The organism is Mammaliicoccus sp. A-M4, assembly GCF_022386955.1.
Lineage (GTDB): Bacteria > Bacillota > Bacilli > Staphylococcales > Staphylococcaceae > Mammaliicoccus > Mammaliicoccus lentus.
This window is the reverse complement of sequence record NZ_JAJNHH010000004.1, coordinates 163,376-181,389: the sequence shown is the minus strand read 5'-3', so window position 1 is coordinate 181,389 and position 18,014 is coordinate 163,376. Positions and strand designations below refer to the sequence as shown.

At 30.0% G+C, this 18,014-nt stretch carries 17 protein-coding genes; 14 read left to right on the top strand and 3 right to left on the bottom strand.

Going from position 1 to position 18,014, the window contains the following annotated elements:
- Positions 1–556 precede the first annotated feature (556 nt).
- From arsB to LQ682_RS05705, 3 genes are all read right to left on the bottom strand, one after another.
- Complete coding sequence (gene arsB / locus LQ682_RS05715; RefSeq protein ID WP_135020952.1) at positions 557–1,846, bottom strand: arsenite efflux transporter membrane subunit ArsB; 1,290 nt, start codon at positions 1,844–1,846, stop codon at positions 557–559.
- Positions 1,843–2,163: an ArsR/SmtB family transcription factor gene (locus LQ682_RS05710; protein ID WP_064204024.1), complete on the bottom strand. Its 321-nt coding sequence runs from the start codon at positions 2,161–2,163 to the stop codon at positions 1,843–1,845. Before LQ682_RS05710 ends, arsB begins: the two co-directional genes overlap by 4 nt.
- Before the next feature lie 195 nt (positions 2,164–2,358).
- Positions 2,359–2,502 carry a putative metal homeostasis protein gene (locus tag LQ682_RS05705; protein WP_016998626.1) on the bottom strand — a complete coding sequence of 48 codons (144 nt, stop codon included), beginning with the start codon at positions 2,500–2,502 and terminating at the stop codon, positions 2,359–2,361.
- A 322-nt stretch (positions 2,503–2,824) separates the two neighbouring features.
- Here LQ682_RS05705 and LQ682_RS05700 point away from each other — a divergent pair, with 322 nt between their 5' ends.
- From LQ682_RS05700 to pnp, 14 genes are all read left to right on the top strand, one after another.
- Complete coding sequence (locus LQ682_RS05700; protein ID WP_218705303.1) at positions 2,825–3,223, top strand: hypothetical protein; 399 nt, start codon at positions 2,825–2,827, stop codon at positions 3,221–3,223.
- A 26-nt stretch (positions 3,224–3,249) separates the two neighbouring features.
- On the top strand, positions 3,250–5,781 hold the full coding sequence (locus tag LQ682_RS05695) for a glycosyltransferase (protein ID WP_239724000.1): 2,532 nt from the start codon (positions 3,250–3,252) through the stop codon (positions 5,779–5,781).
- A gap of 19 nt (positions 5,782–5,800) precedes the next feature.
- Entirely contained in the window at positions 5,801–6,454 is a 654-nt protein-coding gene (locus tag LQ682_RS05690) for a LysE/ArgO family amino acid transporter (RefSeq protein WP_239723999.1), read from the top strand.
- A gap of 82 nt (positions 6,455–6,536) precedes the next feature.
- A complete protein-coding gene (locus tag LQ682_RS05685; protein WP_064210929.1) occupies positions 6,537–7,511 on the top strand; it encodes an alpha/beta hydrolase fold domain-containing protein in 975 nt (324 codons plus the stop codon).
- Between the two features lie 106 nt (positions 7,512–7,617).
- Complete coding sequence (rbfA, locus tag LQ682_RS05680; RefSeq protein WP_016998635.1) at positions 7,618–7,962, top strand: 30S ribosome-binding factor RbfA; 345 nt, start codon at positions 7,618–7,620, stop codon at positions 7,960–7,962.
- Positions 7,963–8,137: 175 nt separating this feature from the next.
- Positions 8,138–9,322, top strand: a complete 1,185-nt coding sequence (locus tag LQ682_RS05675) for a glycerate kinase family protein (RefSeq protein ID WP_239723997.1) — start codon at positions 8,138–8,140, stop codon at positions 9,320–9,322.
- Positions 9,319–10,698, top strand: a complete 1,380-nt coding sequence (locus LQ682_RS05670) for an SLC13 family permease (RefSeq protein ID WP_016998637.1) — start codon at positions 9,319–9,321, stop codon at positions 10,696–10,698. Before LQ682_RS05675 ends, LQ682_RS05670 begins: the two co-directional genes overlap by 4 nt.
- Before the next feature lie 11 nt (positions 10,699–10,709).
- Positions 10,710–11,387: a response regulator transcription factor gene (locus LQ682_RS05665; protein ID WP_135031924.1), complete on the top strand. Its 678-nt coding sequence runs from the start codon at positions 10,710–10,712 to the stop codon at positions 11,385–11,387.
- A 4-nt stretch (positions 11,388–11,391) separates the two neighbouring features.
- Positions 11,392–12,744: a HAMP domain-containing sensor histidine kinase gene (locus LQ682_RS05660; protein ID WP_239723995.1), complete on the top strand. Its 1,353-nt coding sequence runs from the start codon at positions 11,392–11,394 to the stop codon at positions 12,742–12,744.
- A 4-nt stretch (positions 12,745–12,748) separates the two neighbouring features.
- On the top strand, positions 12,749–13,390 hold the full coding sequence (locus LQ682_RS05655; RefSeq protein WP_070045102.1) for a hypothetical protein: 642 nt from the start codon (positions 12,749–12,751) through the stop codon (positions 13,388–13,390).
- Between the two features lie 85 nt (positions 13,391–13,475).
- Complete coding sequence (gene truB / locus LQ682_RS05650) at positions 13,476–14,384, top strand: tRNA pseudouridine(55) synthase TruB (RefSeq protein WP_082892509.1); 909 nt, start codon at positions 13,476–13,478, stop codon at positions 14,382–14,384.
- A 12-nt stretch (positions 14,385–14,396) separates the two neighbouring features.
- Positions 14,397–15,353, top strand: a complete 957-nt coding sequence (locus LQ682_RS05645) for a bifunctional riboflavin kinase/FAD synthetase (RefSeq protein WP_239723993.1) — start codon at positions 14,397–14,399, stop codon at positions 15,351–15,353.
- A 102-nt stretch (positions 15,354–15,455) separates the two neighbouring features.
- The gene (gene rpsO / locus LQ682_RS05640; RefSeq protein ID WP_016998644.1) at positions 15,456–15,725 is read left to right on the top strand and encodes a 30S ribosomal protein S15; all 270 of its coding nucleotides are present in this window, start codon (positions 15,456–15,458) and stop codon (positions 15,723–15,725) included.
- 122 nt (positions 15,726–15,847) lie between these two features.
- A complete protein-coding gene (gene pnp / locus LQ682_RS05635) occupies positions 15,848–17,962 on the top strand; it encodes a polyribonucleotide nucleotidyltransferase (RefSeq protein WP_135031917.1) in 2,115 nt (704 codons plus the stop codon).
- Positions 17,963–18,014 lie beyond the last annotated feature (52 nt).

Here is an 18,014-nt window from a genome sequence, read left to right as displayed (position 1 = left end):
ATAATCCAACTAAACATGCTCTTATTGTATTTTCTACTTCAATAATCCAAGTAGACACACTTTTATTGGATTTTCTATAACAATAATCCAACTACGCACACTTTTATTGGATTTTTTATAACAATAATCCAAGTACGCACACTTTTATTGGATTTACTCCGACAATAATCCAAGTAGACACTCCTTTATTGGATTTTTTACCTCAATAATCCAAGTAACCACAATCTTATTGTATTTTCTACTTCAATAATCCAAGTACGCACACTTTTATTGGATTTACTCCGACAATAATCCAACTATGCACACTTTTATTGGATTTACGACCACATTAATCCAAGTAAATGCACCTTTATAAAGTGCAATCCAAAAGTTGAACCAACAATAAAGGAGTTTCGTAAATCTTCTCGAGGAAAATGCAAAGTAAAACGCGAATTAGGAATTGTCTTAATGGCAATAAATATAAGAAAAACAGTAGAAATTCAATTTTAATAATGAATTTCTACTGTCTTTGGATTTTTAGGAGATTTATATCTCAGAACCCTCTAAATTATAAACTTTAAAAAATAAGCATTGTAATATACAGTCCTAATAAAGTAATGAATAGCACAGGGATGGTAATGATAATACCTGTTTTAAAGTATGTTCCCCATTTTATTTTGACACCTTTTTGTGTTAAAACGTGTAACCACAATAATGTTGCTAATGAACCAATTGGTGTTATTTTTGGTCCTAAGTCGGAACCTATAACGTTTGCGTATACCATGCTTTCTTTAATTAAGCCTATTGTATTTGATTGATCAATTGCTATAGCATCTATCAAAACTGTTGGCATATTATTCATGACAGAAGAAAGAAATGCTGCGATAAAGCCCATTCCCATAATACTACTAAATAAGCCATAACCGGCAATATAGTTTAATATATCAGCCAGTATTGTAGTAATCCCTACATTTTTTAATCCAAAGACTACTAAGTACATACCAATAGAAAAAATAACAATGTTCCATGGTGCACCTTTAATAACTGATTTAGTATTAACAGCAGGGGATCTTCTTGCAAGAATCAAGAAGATGATAGCTATTATACCCGCTATAATTGAAACAGGTATATTGATAAATTCACTCACTAAATATCCAGCTAAAAGTACAATTAATACAATCCAAGAAATATTAAATAATTTTTTATCTTTAATCGCTTCATGTGGTGCTTTTATATGAGTAGCATCAAATGTTTTAGGTATAGACGTTCTAAAATATAACCACAATACAACTATACTAGCGATTAAAGAAAAGATATTAGGGATAATCATTCGACCTAAATATTCTAAGAAACTTATATTGAAGTAGTCAGCAGATACGATGTTCACTAAGTTACTTACGATTAAAGGTAAAGAAGTTGTATCTGCTATAAATCCACTCGCTATAATAAATGGAAATATAACTTTCTTGTCGAAACCTAAATGACGAACCATCGCTAAGACTATAGGTGTTAAAATTAACGCAGCTCCATCGTTAGCGAAAAACGCAGCTACAATTGAACCGAGTAACATAATGTATACAAACATTTTAATACCATTGCCTTTTGATGCTTTAACCATATGTATTGCAGACCATTCAAAGAAACCAATTTCATCTAGAATAAGAGAAATTAAAATAACTGCTACAAATGTTAAAGTAGCATTCCAAACAATACCCGTAACTTCAAAGACATCAGAAAAACTGACAACACCAGTAATGATAGCTACAATAGCGCCAACTAAAGCAGTAATACCAATATCTAGTCCTTTAGGTTGCCAAATTACAAAAATTAAAGTAATAAGAAAAATGGCGATTGCAAGTATAGTCATGAGTTACATTCACCTTTCTTCATATCCTTACAAATACATTGATGATTAGATGTATGAATAAGCTCAATATTAGAGTTAATTTCTGTTAACAATTCATCATTTAATTTATAAAACCGCTTATTACCATCTTTTCTAGTAAAAACTAGATTCTGATCCACTAAAGATTTCATATGATGACTAAGCGTAGGCTGAGAAAATTCAAAATGTTCCAGAATGTCACAAGCACAAAGCTCACCACAAGATAATAAATCGATAATTTCTAATCTACTAGGATCAGCTAAAACTTTTAATAATGTTGCTATTTCTTTATAAGACATATTAAATCCTCCTTAACATTATATAGAATATCATCTATATAGATACATGTATATATTAAGTGGAAGAAAATTTAAAAATAATAAAAGCCAACCATTAAATACATAATGATTGGCTTTTGTTATTTTGGTTTTTGGCTTTAGGACATTTATGACTTAATTCATTGAAATTAGATCGTGATTAAATTTATACGTAAATTATGAAGCGGCATTATTTTGAATGTTTTTGATTCTAGCAGCGCGTTTGAAGTTTTTTATTATTTTCAACGCTCTTTTACGCGTCTTGATGTTTGGACTTCTCAAATTACGACGAGCTGTTTGTATGTCTGTTTTTTCTGCCATATCGAATCCTCCTTTATTAAAACGTAATTATTACGATTTAATTTTATATCTTTTTCTTTTATTTTGCAATACTTATTTCTAATTATATTGATAATGACTATATTACTATTTTTGGAAAAGTATAAATTGAATTTACATTATTAACATATACTTAATAAAGTTATGATAATCTTTGATAAATGGTTATAAATAGATTTGATGATATAAAGGGGATTTATTATGGAAATTAATTTGAATATATCACAAATAAACTTAGATATATTAGAGTTGATTAGAAGATATTGGATATGAGTTAATCAAAATAAAAAGAGGGGATTACACAATGACTAATTTAGAATTATCTTTAATAGATTACAAAATAGAAAAGATAACAATTAATACTTTAGAAGATTTGAATAGTTTGAGGAATATTCATGAAGAAATTGACATGATTGACTGTACAGTACTTTGTTATGACGTTAATTTACAAAGTATAATTGATATACTCTCACGATACAGTAATAAACATTTTAAAATAAAAATTCTTATAAATGTTTATGAAAACATACATATAAATGAACTTTCAGTTGATGGATTTTTAATTAAAAATATACAAATTGAAGGTCGTTACCTAATATTTAATTTGTATTCTACCGAACTATTAAATGTACAAAAATCCACTAATCAACGAATTTTAGAAAGAATACCTCACATGATAAGTAGAAAAACTAAATTTCGTTAAATTTTAAATAGAAAGTTGGTTAAGTGATGAATGAAACAATAAAATTTGATAAAGGTATTTCTATTATTATTCCGATTCACGAAGGCACGACTTATATAGAGGGGTTAATAAAAAACTTAAATAATTTAATTGTAAAAGAAGCAAAATTCGAAGTGATTTTTGTATTAAATGGTGTATTTGAAGAAACTTATCAATATTTAATTCATAATGTTGGTCATATGAATTTTAAACATTTAATTTTAATCAGTGATGAAACGGGAGCTTCTAAAGCAAGAAATTTAGGGATGCAATACGTAAAATATTCACATACAACTTTTCTCGACGTTGATGACTTTATTTCTTCGAATTATATAGAAGAAAGTTTTCAATTACTTAAAGAAGATACAATTTTAGTAACTCAAATTCATGATATGTTAAATGATGGATCGATTGTTAAAAATAATCCAGTGAACTTACCTTTAATAAAGTACAAAGAAACAGGTTATAGTATATTCAATATACACGCTATTTTAGGCATTACAACTTGTAAGTTTATACCTAGTCATTACTTAGAGGCAGTAAATTTTAATCCTACTTTGTTAAGTGGTGAAGACACTGTTTTCTATTGTTATTTATATGCAAAATTCAATCCGAAAATAGAAGTTATCAATCTGGATAAAGAAGTCGTATATTACCGTCTACTGAATGAAAATTCAGTTTCAAGAGGCAAATTTTCTTATGATTTTAATATTGCTCAAAGGTTAGATGTATTAGATACTTTGGATAAATTATTAGAAAGTAATTTACATTCTAGAGTTAAGAAATTTATTTCAACAAAATATAATGCACAAACAGGGTTTATTTCTAAATTTTTAAAAGTATATCCTGAATATAAGAACGAAGTTGTAAACTTATTGAATATGAAAAATTATAATCATTTGAATGAATATTTTGTAAATATAGGTATGGCAAAAGAATTAGTGATAGCATATTGTTTCCCACCATTCATTGATAATAGTGGTATTTTAATGGCAAAAAGGATTTCTAACAACGATAAAATTGTAGATATATTCAGCAATGATATGACATCAAAAAGAGAAAAAGATTTTAAGCTAAAAAGTATATGTATTGATAAAATAGACCAACATAAAGTTTCAAAAAGCTCAGTTAGTTTTTCTGATTTTGAACTGATCTCACAATTTATAGATGAAGCTTTTAGTTTTTATTTAAATAATAAAGAAAAATATGAAACTCTGTACAGTAGCGTGTTATTTCCATCTTCATATTTTTCATCGTTATTTATTAAATTGAATAATCCTAATATTAAATGGGTTGCTGAATTTTCAGATCCTTTATTATATGATATTAAATCAAAAGAAAGATATAGTTCTATAGAAGTATATAATATGCTTTTAGAATCTTTAAAGTTAGAAGAAGATTTCCAACCATTTTTGCCATATGTCGACGAGAGTTTATTTAATTTAGCAGAGCTTATTGGTTTTGCTTTTGCAGACGAATTATTATTTACAAACGAATATCAACTTGAATATATGACGAGCCGCTTTTCTAATAACCTTCAAAATTTTATTAAAAGCAAAAGTAAAATAGACAGGTATCCTATACCTAATAATGATTTATATTATAAAACCGATTACTATTATCCGATGAATGAAAAAGCTGTACAAATAGGTTATTTTGGGAATTTTTACGAGACGAGAAGTTTGAATTTATTTTTAGACATGGTAGATGAATTATTAAGCCAAACTGACTTAATAATTCAATTTCATATATTTACGAACATTAAGCACCTTAGCCATGACGAATTAGAACGTATCAATGACTATTCAAATGTTTATTTAAATGATACTGTGTCGTATTTAGATTGTCTTAACTTAACAACTAAAATGGATATATTAATGATATTAGATGCAAAAACAAAAGAATATAAAAACACTCACCCATATTTACCATCGAAGTTAAGTGATTATTTAGGTGCTAATAAAGCTATTTTGGCAATGGTAGAAGAAAATAGTATATTATCTCAGCAAAATCACAATAATTTATACAAAATAAATCATTCAGATATATATGATGAAAAGTTAAACAATGTATTCCAATCTATAACAAAAAATCTAAATAAAAAAATAGAAACAATAGACAAATTAAATCAAAATATAACTATAGAAGTAGGTGAATTAAATTTAATTTATTCACTTGATTTAGAAGTATCAAGAAAAAAATCACAATATATATTTAAACCGAAATTACCAATAACGTCTCACAAGAACTTTAGCTTAAAACTTGAAAACACTACAAATTCAGTTAAATATTTTAAAATAAAAACATTATATAAAGACCCACAATCGCTATTGAATATTATTAGCAATGTTAAAAAATATAATGAGATAAGTATTAATAGCTTTAATGAAGAAGAAACAATTGAAATACGACCTAATGAAACTATTACTTTTGAGTTAAAATATAATAAAGATTATGATAAAGATTCCTTTAAAAAAGCAGGAACAGTAATCATAAAAACAATACAAAATCAAAATTATAGTAGCATAGAAGTTTTCTGAATAGTAAAATAAGAATCATATGTTTTTAAAGACGATTCTTATTTTAGGAGGAAAAATAGTGGCTGCTTTCTTACACGGTTTATTATTAGCGCTTGGTCTAATTTTACCTTTAGGTGCACAAAATGTGTTTATTTTTAATCAAGGCGCTAATCATAAACAAATTAGAAAAACAATACCTGTAATTATTACTGCAGGTCTATGTGACACGCTTTTAATTTTATTAGCAGTATTAGGCGTATCGCTTGTTCTATTATCATTGCCGGTATTACAACTTGTTGTATATATAATAGGATTTATATTTTTAATTTATATGGGGATTGTATTATGGAAGGAAAAACCTCAAAGTTTGGAATATCAGCCTTCTATGTCTGCTAAAAAACAAGTTGGGTTTGCGATATCAGTATCATTATTAAATCCACACGCTATCATGGATACAATTGGTGTAATTGGTACAAGTGCTTCAGTTTATGAAGGATTAGATAAATTTATCTTCACAGCATCCACTATTTTGATTTCATGGCTTTGGTTTATTTTATTAGCGATTTTAGGTAAAACCGTTGGAACAGTTGATAAAACAGGTCAATGGATTATATATTTGAATAAAATTTCAAGTATTGTTATCTTCATCGTTGCCTTAATTATACTAAAAAACATTCTTACTCTTATTTTTTAATAGGTAATATTTGTTATTTTATGAATATTTAAGTATATTTAAGGGAATAAATTTAATATCAATTAATATGGAGTAGATGTACATGAAAACCTGGGCAAAAGGTGTAATTACTATTGGTGCTAGCTTAGTAGCTAGTCAGTATGTTGTTAAAAAATTATCTAAAAGAAGTATGAAAAGTCAAATCGTTGAATGGATGATCGCAGCGCAAAATACATTTCCTAAATATGAAAGTTATGAATCTAAATCTGAGTTTGTAAATGAATTATATGAGGAAAATGAAAAACGATATACCTTACCAAAATTATTTAAACCTAAAACAAAAATAAATGAATATCAAATTGACGAAATGCAAGTATTAACATATAACTCTAACTTAAACTCAAAAGTAGGTATTTTATACTTGCATGGTGGCGCTTATATACACCAACCAACCATTTATCATCATAAATTTATAGATGAACTTGCTAAAACTGTAAATTTAAAAGTGGAAGTACCTATATATCCGAAAGCGCCGAATCAAATATTTATTAGATCATATGAGTTAATCATTGATTTATATAGACGCATGATTGAAGAACACGAGCAAGTTGTTATTATTGGTGATTCTGCAGGTGGCGGATTAGCTGTAGGACTTATGCAATTATTAAAAGAACAACACATTAAGCAACCGCTTCATGCATTTTTACTTTCACCTTGGATAGATATGAATATGGATAACAAAGATATTACAGAAGAACTGCAACAAAGCGATCCAATGCTTGATATTGAAAGTTTACAATTTTGTGGTGATTTATGGTGTGGCCATACGAATAAAAATCATCATTTATTATCACCTATATATGGAGATTTGCAATCACTGCCTCCTATGACTATTTTTGTAGGCACAAGAGAAATATTGTTGCCGGATATTAGATTGTTTAAAGAAAAACTTCAAAAATTTTCAAACGACGTTGCTTATCATGAATATGTGAACCAAAATCATGTATTCCCAATCTTTCCAATTGAAGAAGGGAAAGAAGCTAGAAGTATCATTTATAATAAAATTAATAATTTTTAATAAACTTTTTAAACGTGCAAACGATTATCTTTTTAAGCATTATGGCATGTGTTATAATAAATAATTGTATAGATAGTCGTAATGACTAATAAAGAGGTGAATTTTAATGAGTATTCGTTCTGAACGTGTTGGAGAACAAATGAAAAAAGAACTTATGGATATAATAAATAACAAGCTTAAAGACCCTAGAGTTGGTTTCTTAACAATTACTGATGTTGAACTACCAGGTGATTTATCACATGCTACTGTTTATTTAACAGTATTGGGGTCAGATAAAGAAAAAGAAGAAACATTCGAAGGCTTAGAAAAAGCAAAAGGATTTATTAAATCCGAACTTGGAAGCCGTATGAAATTACGTATCTTACCAGAGTTACACTTTAAATACGATGAATCAATTGACTACGGTAATAAAATCGAACGCATGATTCAAGATTTAAATCGTAACGAATAAAACATTATAATATTTAAAAGAAAAACACCCGATATTTTCACATTTAACGTGAATTTATTGGGTGTTTTTTCTTTTTAATCAATTTTTAATTTTCCTCTAATTGTTTGTGAACTATGTAAATGTACATTGTAGATAAGTTAAAGATAGCGAAGTACAAATAGAGGAGGAAATTAAAATGAAAATTGTAGTTGTACCTTCAGGGTTTAAAGAAAGCTTAAGTGCCGAAGAAGTTGGAAATTCTATTTCGAGAGGAATAAACAAAGTGAATCCTTATCATGATGTCACTGCTATTCCTATGGTAGATGGTGGAGAAGGTTTTGTAGATACGATTACAAAACTAAAAGAAGGCAGAAAAGTAAAAACACAAGTGATGGGTCCAGTTGGTAAGCCTATAAAATCTTTCTTTGGTGTTTTTGAGGAAAATGGTATAAAGACAGCTGTAATAGAAATGGCGGCAATTGCAGGGTTGAGACATGTACCACAAAATATGAGAAATCCATTAAACACGACAACTTTTGGGGTAGGTGAAACGATTATTAAAGCATTGGATAATGGTGCAGAACGTATTCTGATTGGGTGTGGTGATTCAGGTACATCAGATGGTGGAGTAGGCATGGCTCAGGCGTTAGGCATAAAATTCTTAAATGAAAATGGTGAAGCTGTATTTATAAACGGTGGAGGCGAAATAAATCGGATTTATGGGGTTGATATGAGTTATATGGATGCTAGAGTACATTTAGTAGACATAGATGTAGCAGTTAATTGGACAAATTTATTGTGTGGACAAAAAGGGGTAGCAAGAGTATATGGACCGCAAAAGGGTGCATCTCCTGAAAATGTCGAACTATTGTCTAACAATCTAGAACATCTTGCAAAACTCATAAAAAGTTTGAAAAAAGAGGATGTTTCTTTAATGAATGGTGGAGGTGCATCAGGTGGTTTAGGTGCAGGTTTATATGGATTCCTTAATGCCCGTCTACATCCAAGATTTGAAATCATTATGAAGTATATAGAGATTTCAGATGCAATTCAAAATGCAGATCTAGTTATAACTGCAGAAGGATGTATAGATTTTCAAACACCAAATGGAAAAATTCCATCTGAAGTTGCAAGGATTGCAAAAATGCATAAAAAACCAGTTATTGCTTTTGCTGGTACAATAGGTCATAATGCAAAGATTAATTATCAAAGTGGTATTGATGCATTTAGTAGCATCATTCCAGAACCTACGACGTTAGAAAATTCAATTTTAGACGCAGATAAATGGCTAGAAAATTGTTCTGAAAATGCCTTGAGACATATTACAATAGGCATTAATTTAGGCAATCAAATGGTTGCTGCAAAAGAAGTTGTTAAATGACTAATAAGCAAATAGTTTATCTGTGTTTATATTTTATATTTTCTATCGTTGTATTCTTATATATTGATTTACCTTATTTAGGTCAACTTAGTTTGATCATCTTTGTATTATCATTAGGTCTATTTTTATTAACGAATATGCCTGCAGGTTTATCTGCATTTATAGCATTAACAATAGGTATACTGTTAGGTATTCCTGAAAAAATATTATTTGAATCAATGGATGAGCATGTTGTTTGGCTCATGATTGGTGCGTTTATTATAGGGGCAGCTGTTGAAATAAGTGGTTTACTAGATAGATTAATTCATTGGATAGATAATAAATGTCATACAGAAAATAAGATGAATATATTTTTATTTATAATCGTTCAAATAATTTCTATATTAGTACCTTCCACATCAGGGAGAGCTGCTTCAATGATTCCAATTTATAAAGCTTTTGCTTCTAGATTTCAATCAAATCAAAAATATTTTGCATTATTGATACCAGTGCTTATTTTAATGGGGGCAAATCTTACTTTAATCGGTGCTGGAAGTCATATCGTGGGTATTGGTTTGTTAAAAGGTCAGACGAATGAAACGATTTCTTATGTAGACTTTATTATATGGGGATTTCCATTTGGTATCATAATGGGTGTTATCAGTTTATTTATTATAAAGAAATTGTTTTTTATTAAAAACGATACAGGTTCAGAATCATCTTTTAAAGAAGTGAAAAGTAAACATAAACCATTAAGTACAAAAGAAAAAAAGACATTGTTATATTTATTTATAACGATTAGTTTATGGATAACTGAATCTCTACATGGGTTTGATATTGCATTTATAACGATTGCTATGAGTGTTGTTATGATGGCACCTAATATCGGTGTCATCTCATGGAAACAAGGTTTGAAAAGCATCTCTTGGAGTTTAATATTTTTTGTTGCAGGTGCGACCGCTCTTGGTGAATTACTTGTATCATATAAGGTTATAGAATATATACAAAAAAATTTATACGGTTATTTATCTCAATTCGAAAATATCAATGAACTAGTTGTATTACTCATAATTGTTATAATAACGGTAACATCACATTTATATGTAACAAGTCACACTACACGAGCCGTCGTTTTTGTTCCGTTATTTTTATTATTTAGTGATATGTTCAATTTAAATCCCATTTCAGTTGTTTTCATGACTTTGATAGGGACAAATTACTGCGTTACCTTTCCAGTGAGTTCAAAAGCGCTACTGCTATTTTATGAACAAGATCGAAAACCATTTAAAAATATAGATTTAGCGAAAGTAAGTGGTATATTGATGCCTATTTACATGTTAATAATGATTGCGTGTTATTATTTCTGGTGGCAATATACTGGATTATCACTTAGGTAAGGAGAAGAGACATGGAAAAAATCTTAATTGTTGAAGATGAAGTGAAAATTGCTAGAGTCATACAATTGGAATTAGAGTATGCAAATTATGAAATTAGTATAGCGAATACCGGAAGACAGGCTTTAGAACTGTTTGAATCGAATCATTTTGATTTAGTTTTATTGGATGTCATGATTCCTGAATTAAATGGTTTAGAGGTTTTGAGAAGGATTAGGGAAGAGGATAGTAACATTAAAATTATTATGTTAACTGCTAGAGATGCAGTGATGGATAAAGTGAGTGGTTTAGATTCTGGTGCAAATGATTATATGACTAAACCATTTGAAATAGAAGAACTTCTCGCTAGAATTAGAGTTCATTTAAAACAAAACAATGAAACAAATGAAGAGAATCGTAATGAAATTCAATTTAAACATTTAAATATTCATCCATTAAGCCGAGAAGTATATATAAATGAATCACTCGTTAATTTAACTCAAAAAGAATATGATTTATTGTTGTACTTTATTCAGAATAAAAACCAAGCTTTAACAAGAGAACAAATTATTGAAGCGGTGTGGGGATACGAATATTATGGCGACACGAATGTTATTGATGTTTATGTCAGATATTTAAGAAAAAAACTAGATCAAAATGACATATCCTTGATATCTAGCGTTAGAGGTATTGGATATATGATAAAGGATTGAATCTATGAAACTAGGGACGAAAATTCAACTCTATACAACGGTAATGATTGTCATTGTTGTTATTTGTATAAATTTATTTGTTTATTTTGTTTATCAAAAAGTTTCACTCGACTCGGAAGTAACTCAGCTAGAAAGTCGAGGCATTAATATTATGAAAGAGTTGCAAAATACTTCAGATACTGATGTTAATACCGAAGCTGTTTTGCAATCTTATTTACTTTCTGATGGATATATTACAGTAGTTAACCAAAAAAATAAAAGTGTCGTTCAAATTTCAACAGATGTTAAGTATAAAAACTTAGCAGAATCATATAAAAATGAACAATATAAAAAAGTCGTCGAAAAAAGTGGCAATCATTTTGCTATGGTATCCTTACCGATTATTTGGAAAAATGGTGAAGTCAGCAATCTACAAATATTTGAAAATATCGATTTTAAATATGAAACTTTTTCTATTTTAAAATGGATATTAATTGTTTCGACTATCATTATTCTAATCGTTATATTTCTTTTGAATAGAATCATTACGCAAATTATTTTGAAGCCAATTAATGAGCTCATTGAACAAATGAATAAAACGAGAGAAACAAAGCATTACAGTAAAATCGATATAAATGATAACGATACGAAAGAGTTGAAAGAACTTTCGAATACATTTAATGAAATGATGCTCAATTTAAAAGATCATGATGAAAAACAACAAGCATTTATACTCAACGCATCACATGAATTAAAAACACCGATAACAGTTATGAATTCATACAGTGAAATGTTAAAAAGATTTGGTAAAACACGTCCTGATTTATTAGATGAAGGTATTGATACAATTAATGAAGAAGCTAAAAGATTAAAATATTTAACTGAACAAATGCTAGACTTAGCTAAAATAGAACGTACTTTTCATGACATTGAATTGTCAAAAGTTGATATTATTGAACAAGTTTCGAGTTTAACTAAAAAACTTTCACAAGTTTATCAAAGGAAAATCAATATATATACAACCGAAAGTTCATTAGTCGGAAAAATTAATAAAGATAGCTTTAATCAGTTGATGACTATTTTTCTTGATAATGCATATAAATATAGTCAATCAGAAATTGATTTAGAGCTTACAGATAAAGTTCAATATATAGAAATCATAATTAAAGATTATGGACCTGGAATTGTTGAAGAGGATATTGAAAAAATATTTACGAGGTTTTATAGAGTTGATAAAGCAAGATCTCGACAGTCTGGAGGATCTGGGTTAGGTTTATCAATTGCGAAAGAACTTGCATCGAAAAATCAAATCGACATACAAGTTAAAAGTGAAGAAGGTGTTGGATCAGAATTTATATTGAAAGTGAGAAAGGTGTGAAAAAATGAAAAAAGCGATTAAACCTTTGCTTATAGTGGTTATGGCAATTCTTCTAATTGCTTTAATTTCCATTATTTACATCAGGTCAACAGAACAATTGATGGATAAAGACTTAGCTAAAACATTAATATCAGAAAGATATAAAGGTGATATTACTAAATTAACTCAATCTAAAGATAATCGAACTTTTTATGTGAAAATCAAAGATAAAGATAAAAAATACAGTTTAGAAATTGATCGAAGAAAAGAAACGATTAAAAACGTTACGTCACAAACAACACCTAAAAAACAAACTAAAAAAGAAAAACCAAAGACAAAAGAAAAACCAAAAAAAGATGACAAGAAAAAAACGCTTATAACTGAAAAAAGAGCAAAACAAATAGTTATGAATGAAGTGGGAGGTACTTTTGTAGATATTAAGAAAAATGAAGACTCTAAGCCTATGACATATACTGTTACTCAACATGTTGATGATAACGAAGGTGCTGTCGTTTCAGTTAATTCGTTAAATGGAAAAGTTAATTCAGTATCATGGTTTAATATTGAACAACCTCAACCTAGTTATAATGCGGGTAATGAAAATAAAGAACAATATTACTATGAAGATGACGATGACTACGACGATGATGAATACGATGACGATTAACATGGATTGTTAGTTATTTCTTCTTTTTACTTGAGTTTTAATGTAAACTTGTAATGAATAGAAGCATGTTTTGGAGGTCGTAAATTTGGATGGCATATTAGCAATTCATAAAGAAGTAGGCATGACGAGTCACGATGTCGTGTTTAAACTTCGAAAAATATTAAAAACTAAAAAAGTTGGTCATACTGGCACTTTAGATCCAGAAGTAAGTGGTGTTTTACCAATATGCGTAGGTAAAGCTACTCGTGTCAGTGATTATGTTATGGAAAGTGGTAAGACATATATTGCTGAAGTAACAATTGGTAAGAGCACGACTACTGAAGATCAAACTGGAGAAATAGTAGAAGAAAAAGCTGTAACTGAAAATATTTGGTGTACTGATGACATACGTTCAACTTTAAATAAATTAGTGGGTGAAATTGAGCAAATTCCGCCGATGTATTCAGCTGTTAAAGTAAACGGAAAAAAATTATATGAATACGCTCGTCAAAATATTGAAGTTGAAAGACCTGTTCGTAAAGTCTTCATTAACAGTATTGAGCTAACTTCAGACATTTCATATGACAACCAAACTTGTAAATTTGAAATAGAAGTCGAGTGTGGAAAAGGGACATATATAAGAACATTAGCAACTCAGATAGGAGAATTACTTGGTTATCCTGCACATATGTCTCATTTAGTTAGATTGAAAAGTGGTGGATTTTCGTTAAATCAGTCTATTACATTAGATAACTTACGTGAAATAGTTGAGCAAGATAGGTTACAGGAAGTGCTTCTTCCATTAGAATATGGATTGAATGGCTTACAAAAAATAATCGTAGAAGATTCTGGTCTTGTTAAAAGGATACAAAATGGACAGAAGATTATGAAAACCGATTTAAATACTAATATAGACGGTGAATTTGTCCTATGGTATAAAGAACATGCAATAGCGATTATGGAGCCTTATGAAAAAAATAATGATTTATATAAACCAAAAAAAGTTTTTCTTTAAAGGAGTATTCTGATGGAAGTTATAGAAATTTCACACCCAATTAATTCATCACAATTTGTAAATGAGAATATTGCATTAGCAATAGGTTTTTTTGATGGTATACATATTGGCCACCAAAAAGTATTGAAAAAAATGCTTGAAGTAGCAGAACATAACGATTTGAAAAAGGCTGTTATGACTTTTGACCCTCATCCTTCTGTAGTACTTAATCCAGAAAAGAAAAGAACTACATATTTAACACCGATAACGGATAAAGTCGAAGCAATAGAAAAGCTCGGAGTGGATTATTGTTTTGTCGTAAACTTTTCTTCTAGCTTTGCAGATGTTTCTGCAGATGAATTTGTAGAACAATATTTTATTCATAATCATGTTAAAGCTGTCATTGCGGGATATGATTTTAGCTTTGGTAAATACGGAAAAGGCAATATGGCTTCTTTACAAGAGAATGATTATCCTTTTAGTGTACACGTCGTTTCTAAACAAACTTTAGAAGAAGATATTAAAATATCAACTACAAATATTAGAACTTCACTTGAATTAGGTGAAGTAGAAGCGTGTACTTTAGCTTTAGGTCGTCCATATGTTATAAAAGGCATGGTTGTTCAGGGAGAAAAAAGAGGTAGAACAATAGGCTTTCCAACCGCTAATGTCGAACCAAGTGACGAATATGTATTACCAAGAAATGGTGTATATGCCGTTACATTACTCATTAAGTCTAGAAACAAAGTATATGAAGGTGTCTGTAATGTAGGGGTTAAACCAACTTTTCATGACCCATCAGTTTCACAAGTTAGCATCGAAGTAAATATTTTCGATTTTGAAGAAAGTATTTATGGGGAGAGAGTGGAAGTATTTTGGCATCATTTCATTAGACCAGAACAAAAGTTTAACGGCATTGATGCACTTGTAGAACAAATATCTAAAGATAAAGAAAAAGCAAAATCATTACTTGAACTTGATAAACAATAGTGGTTTATGTATAATAGTTAAAGTGCCTATTCCTTGGCTGATCGACACTCCGACGATTCGCTCAGGTATAAGGTGAATACAAAAATAGGAGGGAAATTGACAATGGCAATTTCACAAGAAAGAAAAAACGAACTAATCGAACAATACCGCGTACATGAAACTGATACTGGTTCTCCAGAAGTACAAATCGCAGTTTTAACAGCAGAAATCACTGCTTTAAACGAACATTTACGTACTCACACGAAGGATCACCATTCACGTCGTGGATTATTAAAAATGGTTGGTCGTCGTAAACACTTATTAACATACTTACGTGATAATGACGTTCAACGTTACCGTGATCTAATTAAATCACTTGGATTACGTCGCTAATCGCAACACCAATCGAAGGGAATCGATCAGATTTCTTTCGATTTTTTTATAAAAAATTATAAAATGAGTACATATTAATGGTATGATATAATTGATTAATTGTAATGAGAGGAGATTCATAAATGTCTCAAGAGAAAAAAGTCTTTAAGACAGAATGGGCAGGAAGTCCATTAATAATAGAAACAGGTCAGTTAGCGAAACAAGCTAACGGTGCAGTGTTAGTAAGATATGGGGATACGGTTGTATTATCAACTGCTACAGCTTCTAGAGAGCCTAGAAACGTAGATTTCTTCCCATTAATGGTAAATTATGAAGAAAAAATGTATGCAGCTGGGAAAATACCAGGCGGTTTTAACAAACGTGAAGGAAGACCAGGGGAAGATGCAACTTTAACGAGTCGTTTAATTGATAGACCAATTAGACCACTATTTCCAAAAGGTTATAGACATGACGTTCAAGTTATTTCTATCGTGATGAGTGTTGACCCAAATTGTTCACCTGAAATGGCGGCAATGATTGGATCATCAATGGCATTATCTGTTTCAGATATACCATTTGAAAGACCAATTGCAGGTGTTAATGTTGGTTTAGTAGATGGTGAATATGTCATTAACCCTGACGTAGAAGCTAAAGAAGTTTCATTATTAGATTTACAAGTAGCAGGTCATAAAGATGCTATTAACATGGTAGAAGCTGGTGCAAAAGAAGTATCTGAAGAAACGATGTTAGAAGGCATTTTATTTGGTCATAAAGAAATTCAAAGATTAGTAGAATTCCAAGAAGCTATAATTGATGAAATTCAACCTGAGAAATCTCCATTTGAACCTGTTGAAGTTGAGCAATCTCTTGAAGAAGCTGTAATCCAAAAAGCCGAGGCATTAGATTTAAACGGCGCAATTAGAACAGAAGAAAAACAACAACGTGATATCAATATAACTGCTGTTAAAGATGAAGTATTGGCACACTTTACTAACGAAGAAGATCCTGATAACGAAGAAGTTCTTAAAGATGTTAGTAAAATACTTGATACATTAGTGAAAGACGAAGTACGTCGTTTAATCACTGAAGATAAAGTAAGACCAGACGGACGTAAACCTGAAGAGATTAGACCGTTAGCATCTGAAGTTGGCTTATTACCTAGAGCACATGGTTCAGGTTTATTTACACGTGGCCAAACTCAAGCATTCTCTGTAGCAACATTAGGTGCATTAGGTGAACATCAAATCATAGATGGATTAGGTACTGAAGATCAAAAACGTTATATGCATCATTATAATTTCCCTAATTTCTCTGTAGGTGAAACTGGTCCAGTAAGAGCGCCAGGTCGTCGTGAAATTGGTCACGGTGCACTAGGTGAACGTGCTTTATTACAAGTGATTCCTGATGAAAAAGAATTCCCATATACAATTAGAGTTGTATCTGAAGTATTAGAATCTAATGGTTCATCATCACAAGCATCAATTTGTGGCTCTACACTTGCACTTATGGATGCTGGTGTACCAATTAAAGCGCCAGTTGCTGGTATAGCGATGGGATTAATCACTAAAGATGATAACTATACAATTCTTTCTGACATACAAGGTATGGAAGATGCTTTAGGCGATATGGACTTTAAAGTTGCTGGAACTGAAAAAGGTATTACAGCGATACAAATGGACATTAAAATTGATGGATTAAGTGAACAAATCTTAAAAGAAGCTTTAGAACAAGCTAGAATTGGTAGATTACACATCTTAAATCATATGTTAGAAACATTAGGTCAACCTCGTGAAGATTTAAGCGAGTATGCACCTAAGATTGAAATAATGCATATTAAACCAGATAAAATAAGAGATGTTATTGGACCTGGTGGTAAGAAAATTAATGAAATCATCGATGAAACGGGTGTTAAATTAGATATCGAGCAAGATGGAACGGTATTTATAGGTTCTAAAGATCAAGAAATGATCGATAGAGCACGCAAGATTATCGAAGATATTACTAGAGAAGCAGAAGTTGGCGCAATATACATGGCAACTGTTAAGAGAATTGAAAAATTCGGCGCATTTGTTGAAATATTCCCTGGTAAAGACGCGCTTGTTCATATCTCTCAATTTTCAAATGAGCGAGTGAATAAAGTTGAAGATGTAGCTAAAATTGGAGATCAGTTCTTAGTAAAAGTAACTGAAATCGACCGCCAAGGACGTGTCAATGCTTCACGTAAAGTATTATTGAACGAAGATAAAGAGCAAAAATAAAATACAAAGTAATTGAATGGGGACAATGCGTTGTCCCTGTTTTTGTTATGAG

Excerpts from the sequence above, each read along its gene's own strand:
- arsB (WP_135020952.1), bottom strand. The coding sequence starts at position 1,846 with ATGACTATACTTGCAATCGCCATTTTTCTTATTACTTTAATTTTTGTA.
- LQ682_RS05710 (WP_064204024.1), bottom strand. The coding sequence starts at position 2,163 with ATGTCTTATAAAGAAATAGCAACATTATTAAAAGTTTTAGCTGATCCT.
- LQ682_RS05705 (WP_016998626.1), bottom strand. The coding sequence starts at position 2,502 with ATGGCAGAAAAAACAGACATACAAACAGCTCGTCGTAATTTGAGAAGT.
- LQ682_RS05700 (WP_218705303.1), top strand. The coding sequence starts at position 2,825 with ATGACTAATTTAGAATTATCTTTAATAGATTACAAAATAGAAAAGATA.
- LQ682_RS05695 (WP_239724000.1), top strand. The coding sequence starts at position 3,250 with ATGAATGAAACAATAAAATTTGATAAAGGTATTTCTATTATTATTCCG.
- LQ682_RS05690 (WP_239723999.1), top strand. The coding sequence starts at position 5,801 with ATGTTTTTAAAGACGATTCTTATTTTAGGAGGAAAAATAGTGGCTGCT.
- LQ682_RS05685 (WP_064210929.1), top strand. The coding sequence starts at position 6,537 with ATGAAAACCTGGGCAAAAGGTGTAATTACTATTGGTGCTAGCTTAGTA.
- rbfA (WP_016998635.1), top strand. The coding sequence starts at position 7,618 with ATGAGTATTCGTTCTGAACGTGTTGGAGAACAAATGAAAAAAGAACTT.
- LQ682_RS05675 (WP_239723997.1), top strand. The coding sequence starts at position 8,138 with ATGAAAATTGTAGTTGTACCTTCAGGGTTTAAAGAAAGCTTAAGTGCC.
- LQ682_RS05670 (WP_016998637.1), top strand. The coding sequence starts at position 9,319 with ATGACTAATAAGCAAATAGTTTATCTGTGTTTATATTTTATATTTTCT.
- LQ682_RS05665 (WP_135031924.1), top strand. The coding sequence starts at position 10,710 with ATGGAAAAAATCTTAATTGTTGAAGATGAAGTGAAAATTGCTAGAGTC.
- LQ682_RS05660 (WP_239723995.1), top strand. The coding sequence starts at position 11,392 with ATGAAACTAGGGACGAAAATTCAACTCTATACAACGGTAATGATTGTC.
- LQ682_RS05655 (WP_070045102.1), top strand. The coding sequence starts at position 12,749 with ATGAAAAAAGCGATTAAACCTTTGCTTATAGTGGTTATGGCAATTCTT.
- LQ682_RS05645 (WP_239723993.1), top strand. The coding sequence starts at position 14,397 with ATGGAAGTTATAGAAATTTCACACCCAATTAATTCATCACAATTTGTA.
- rpsO (WP_016998644.1), top strand. The coding sequence starts at position 15,456 with ATGGCAATTTCACAAGAAAGAAAAAACGAACTAATCGAACAATACCGC.
- pnp (WP_135031917.1), top strand. The coding sequence starts at position 15,848 with ATGTCTCAAGAGAAAAAAGTCTTTAAGACAGAATGGGCAGGAAGTCCA.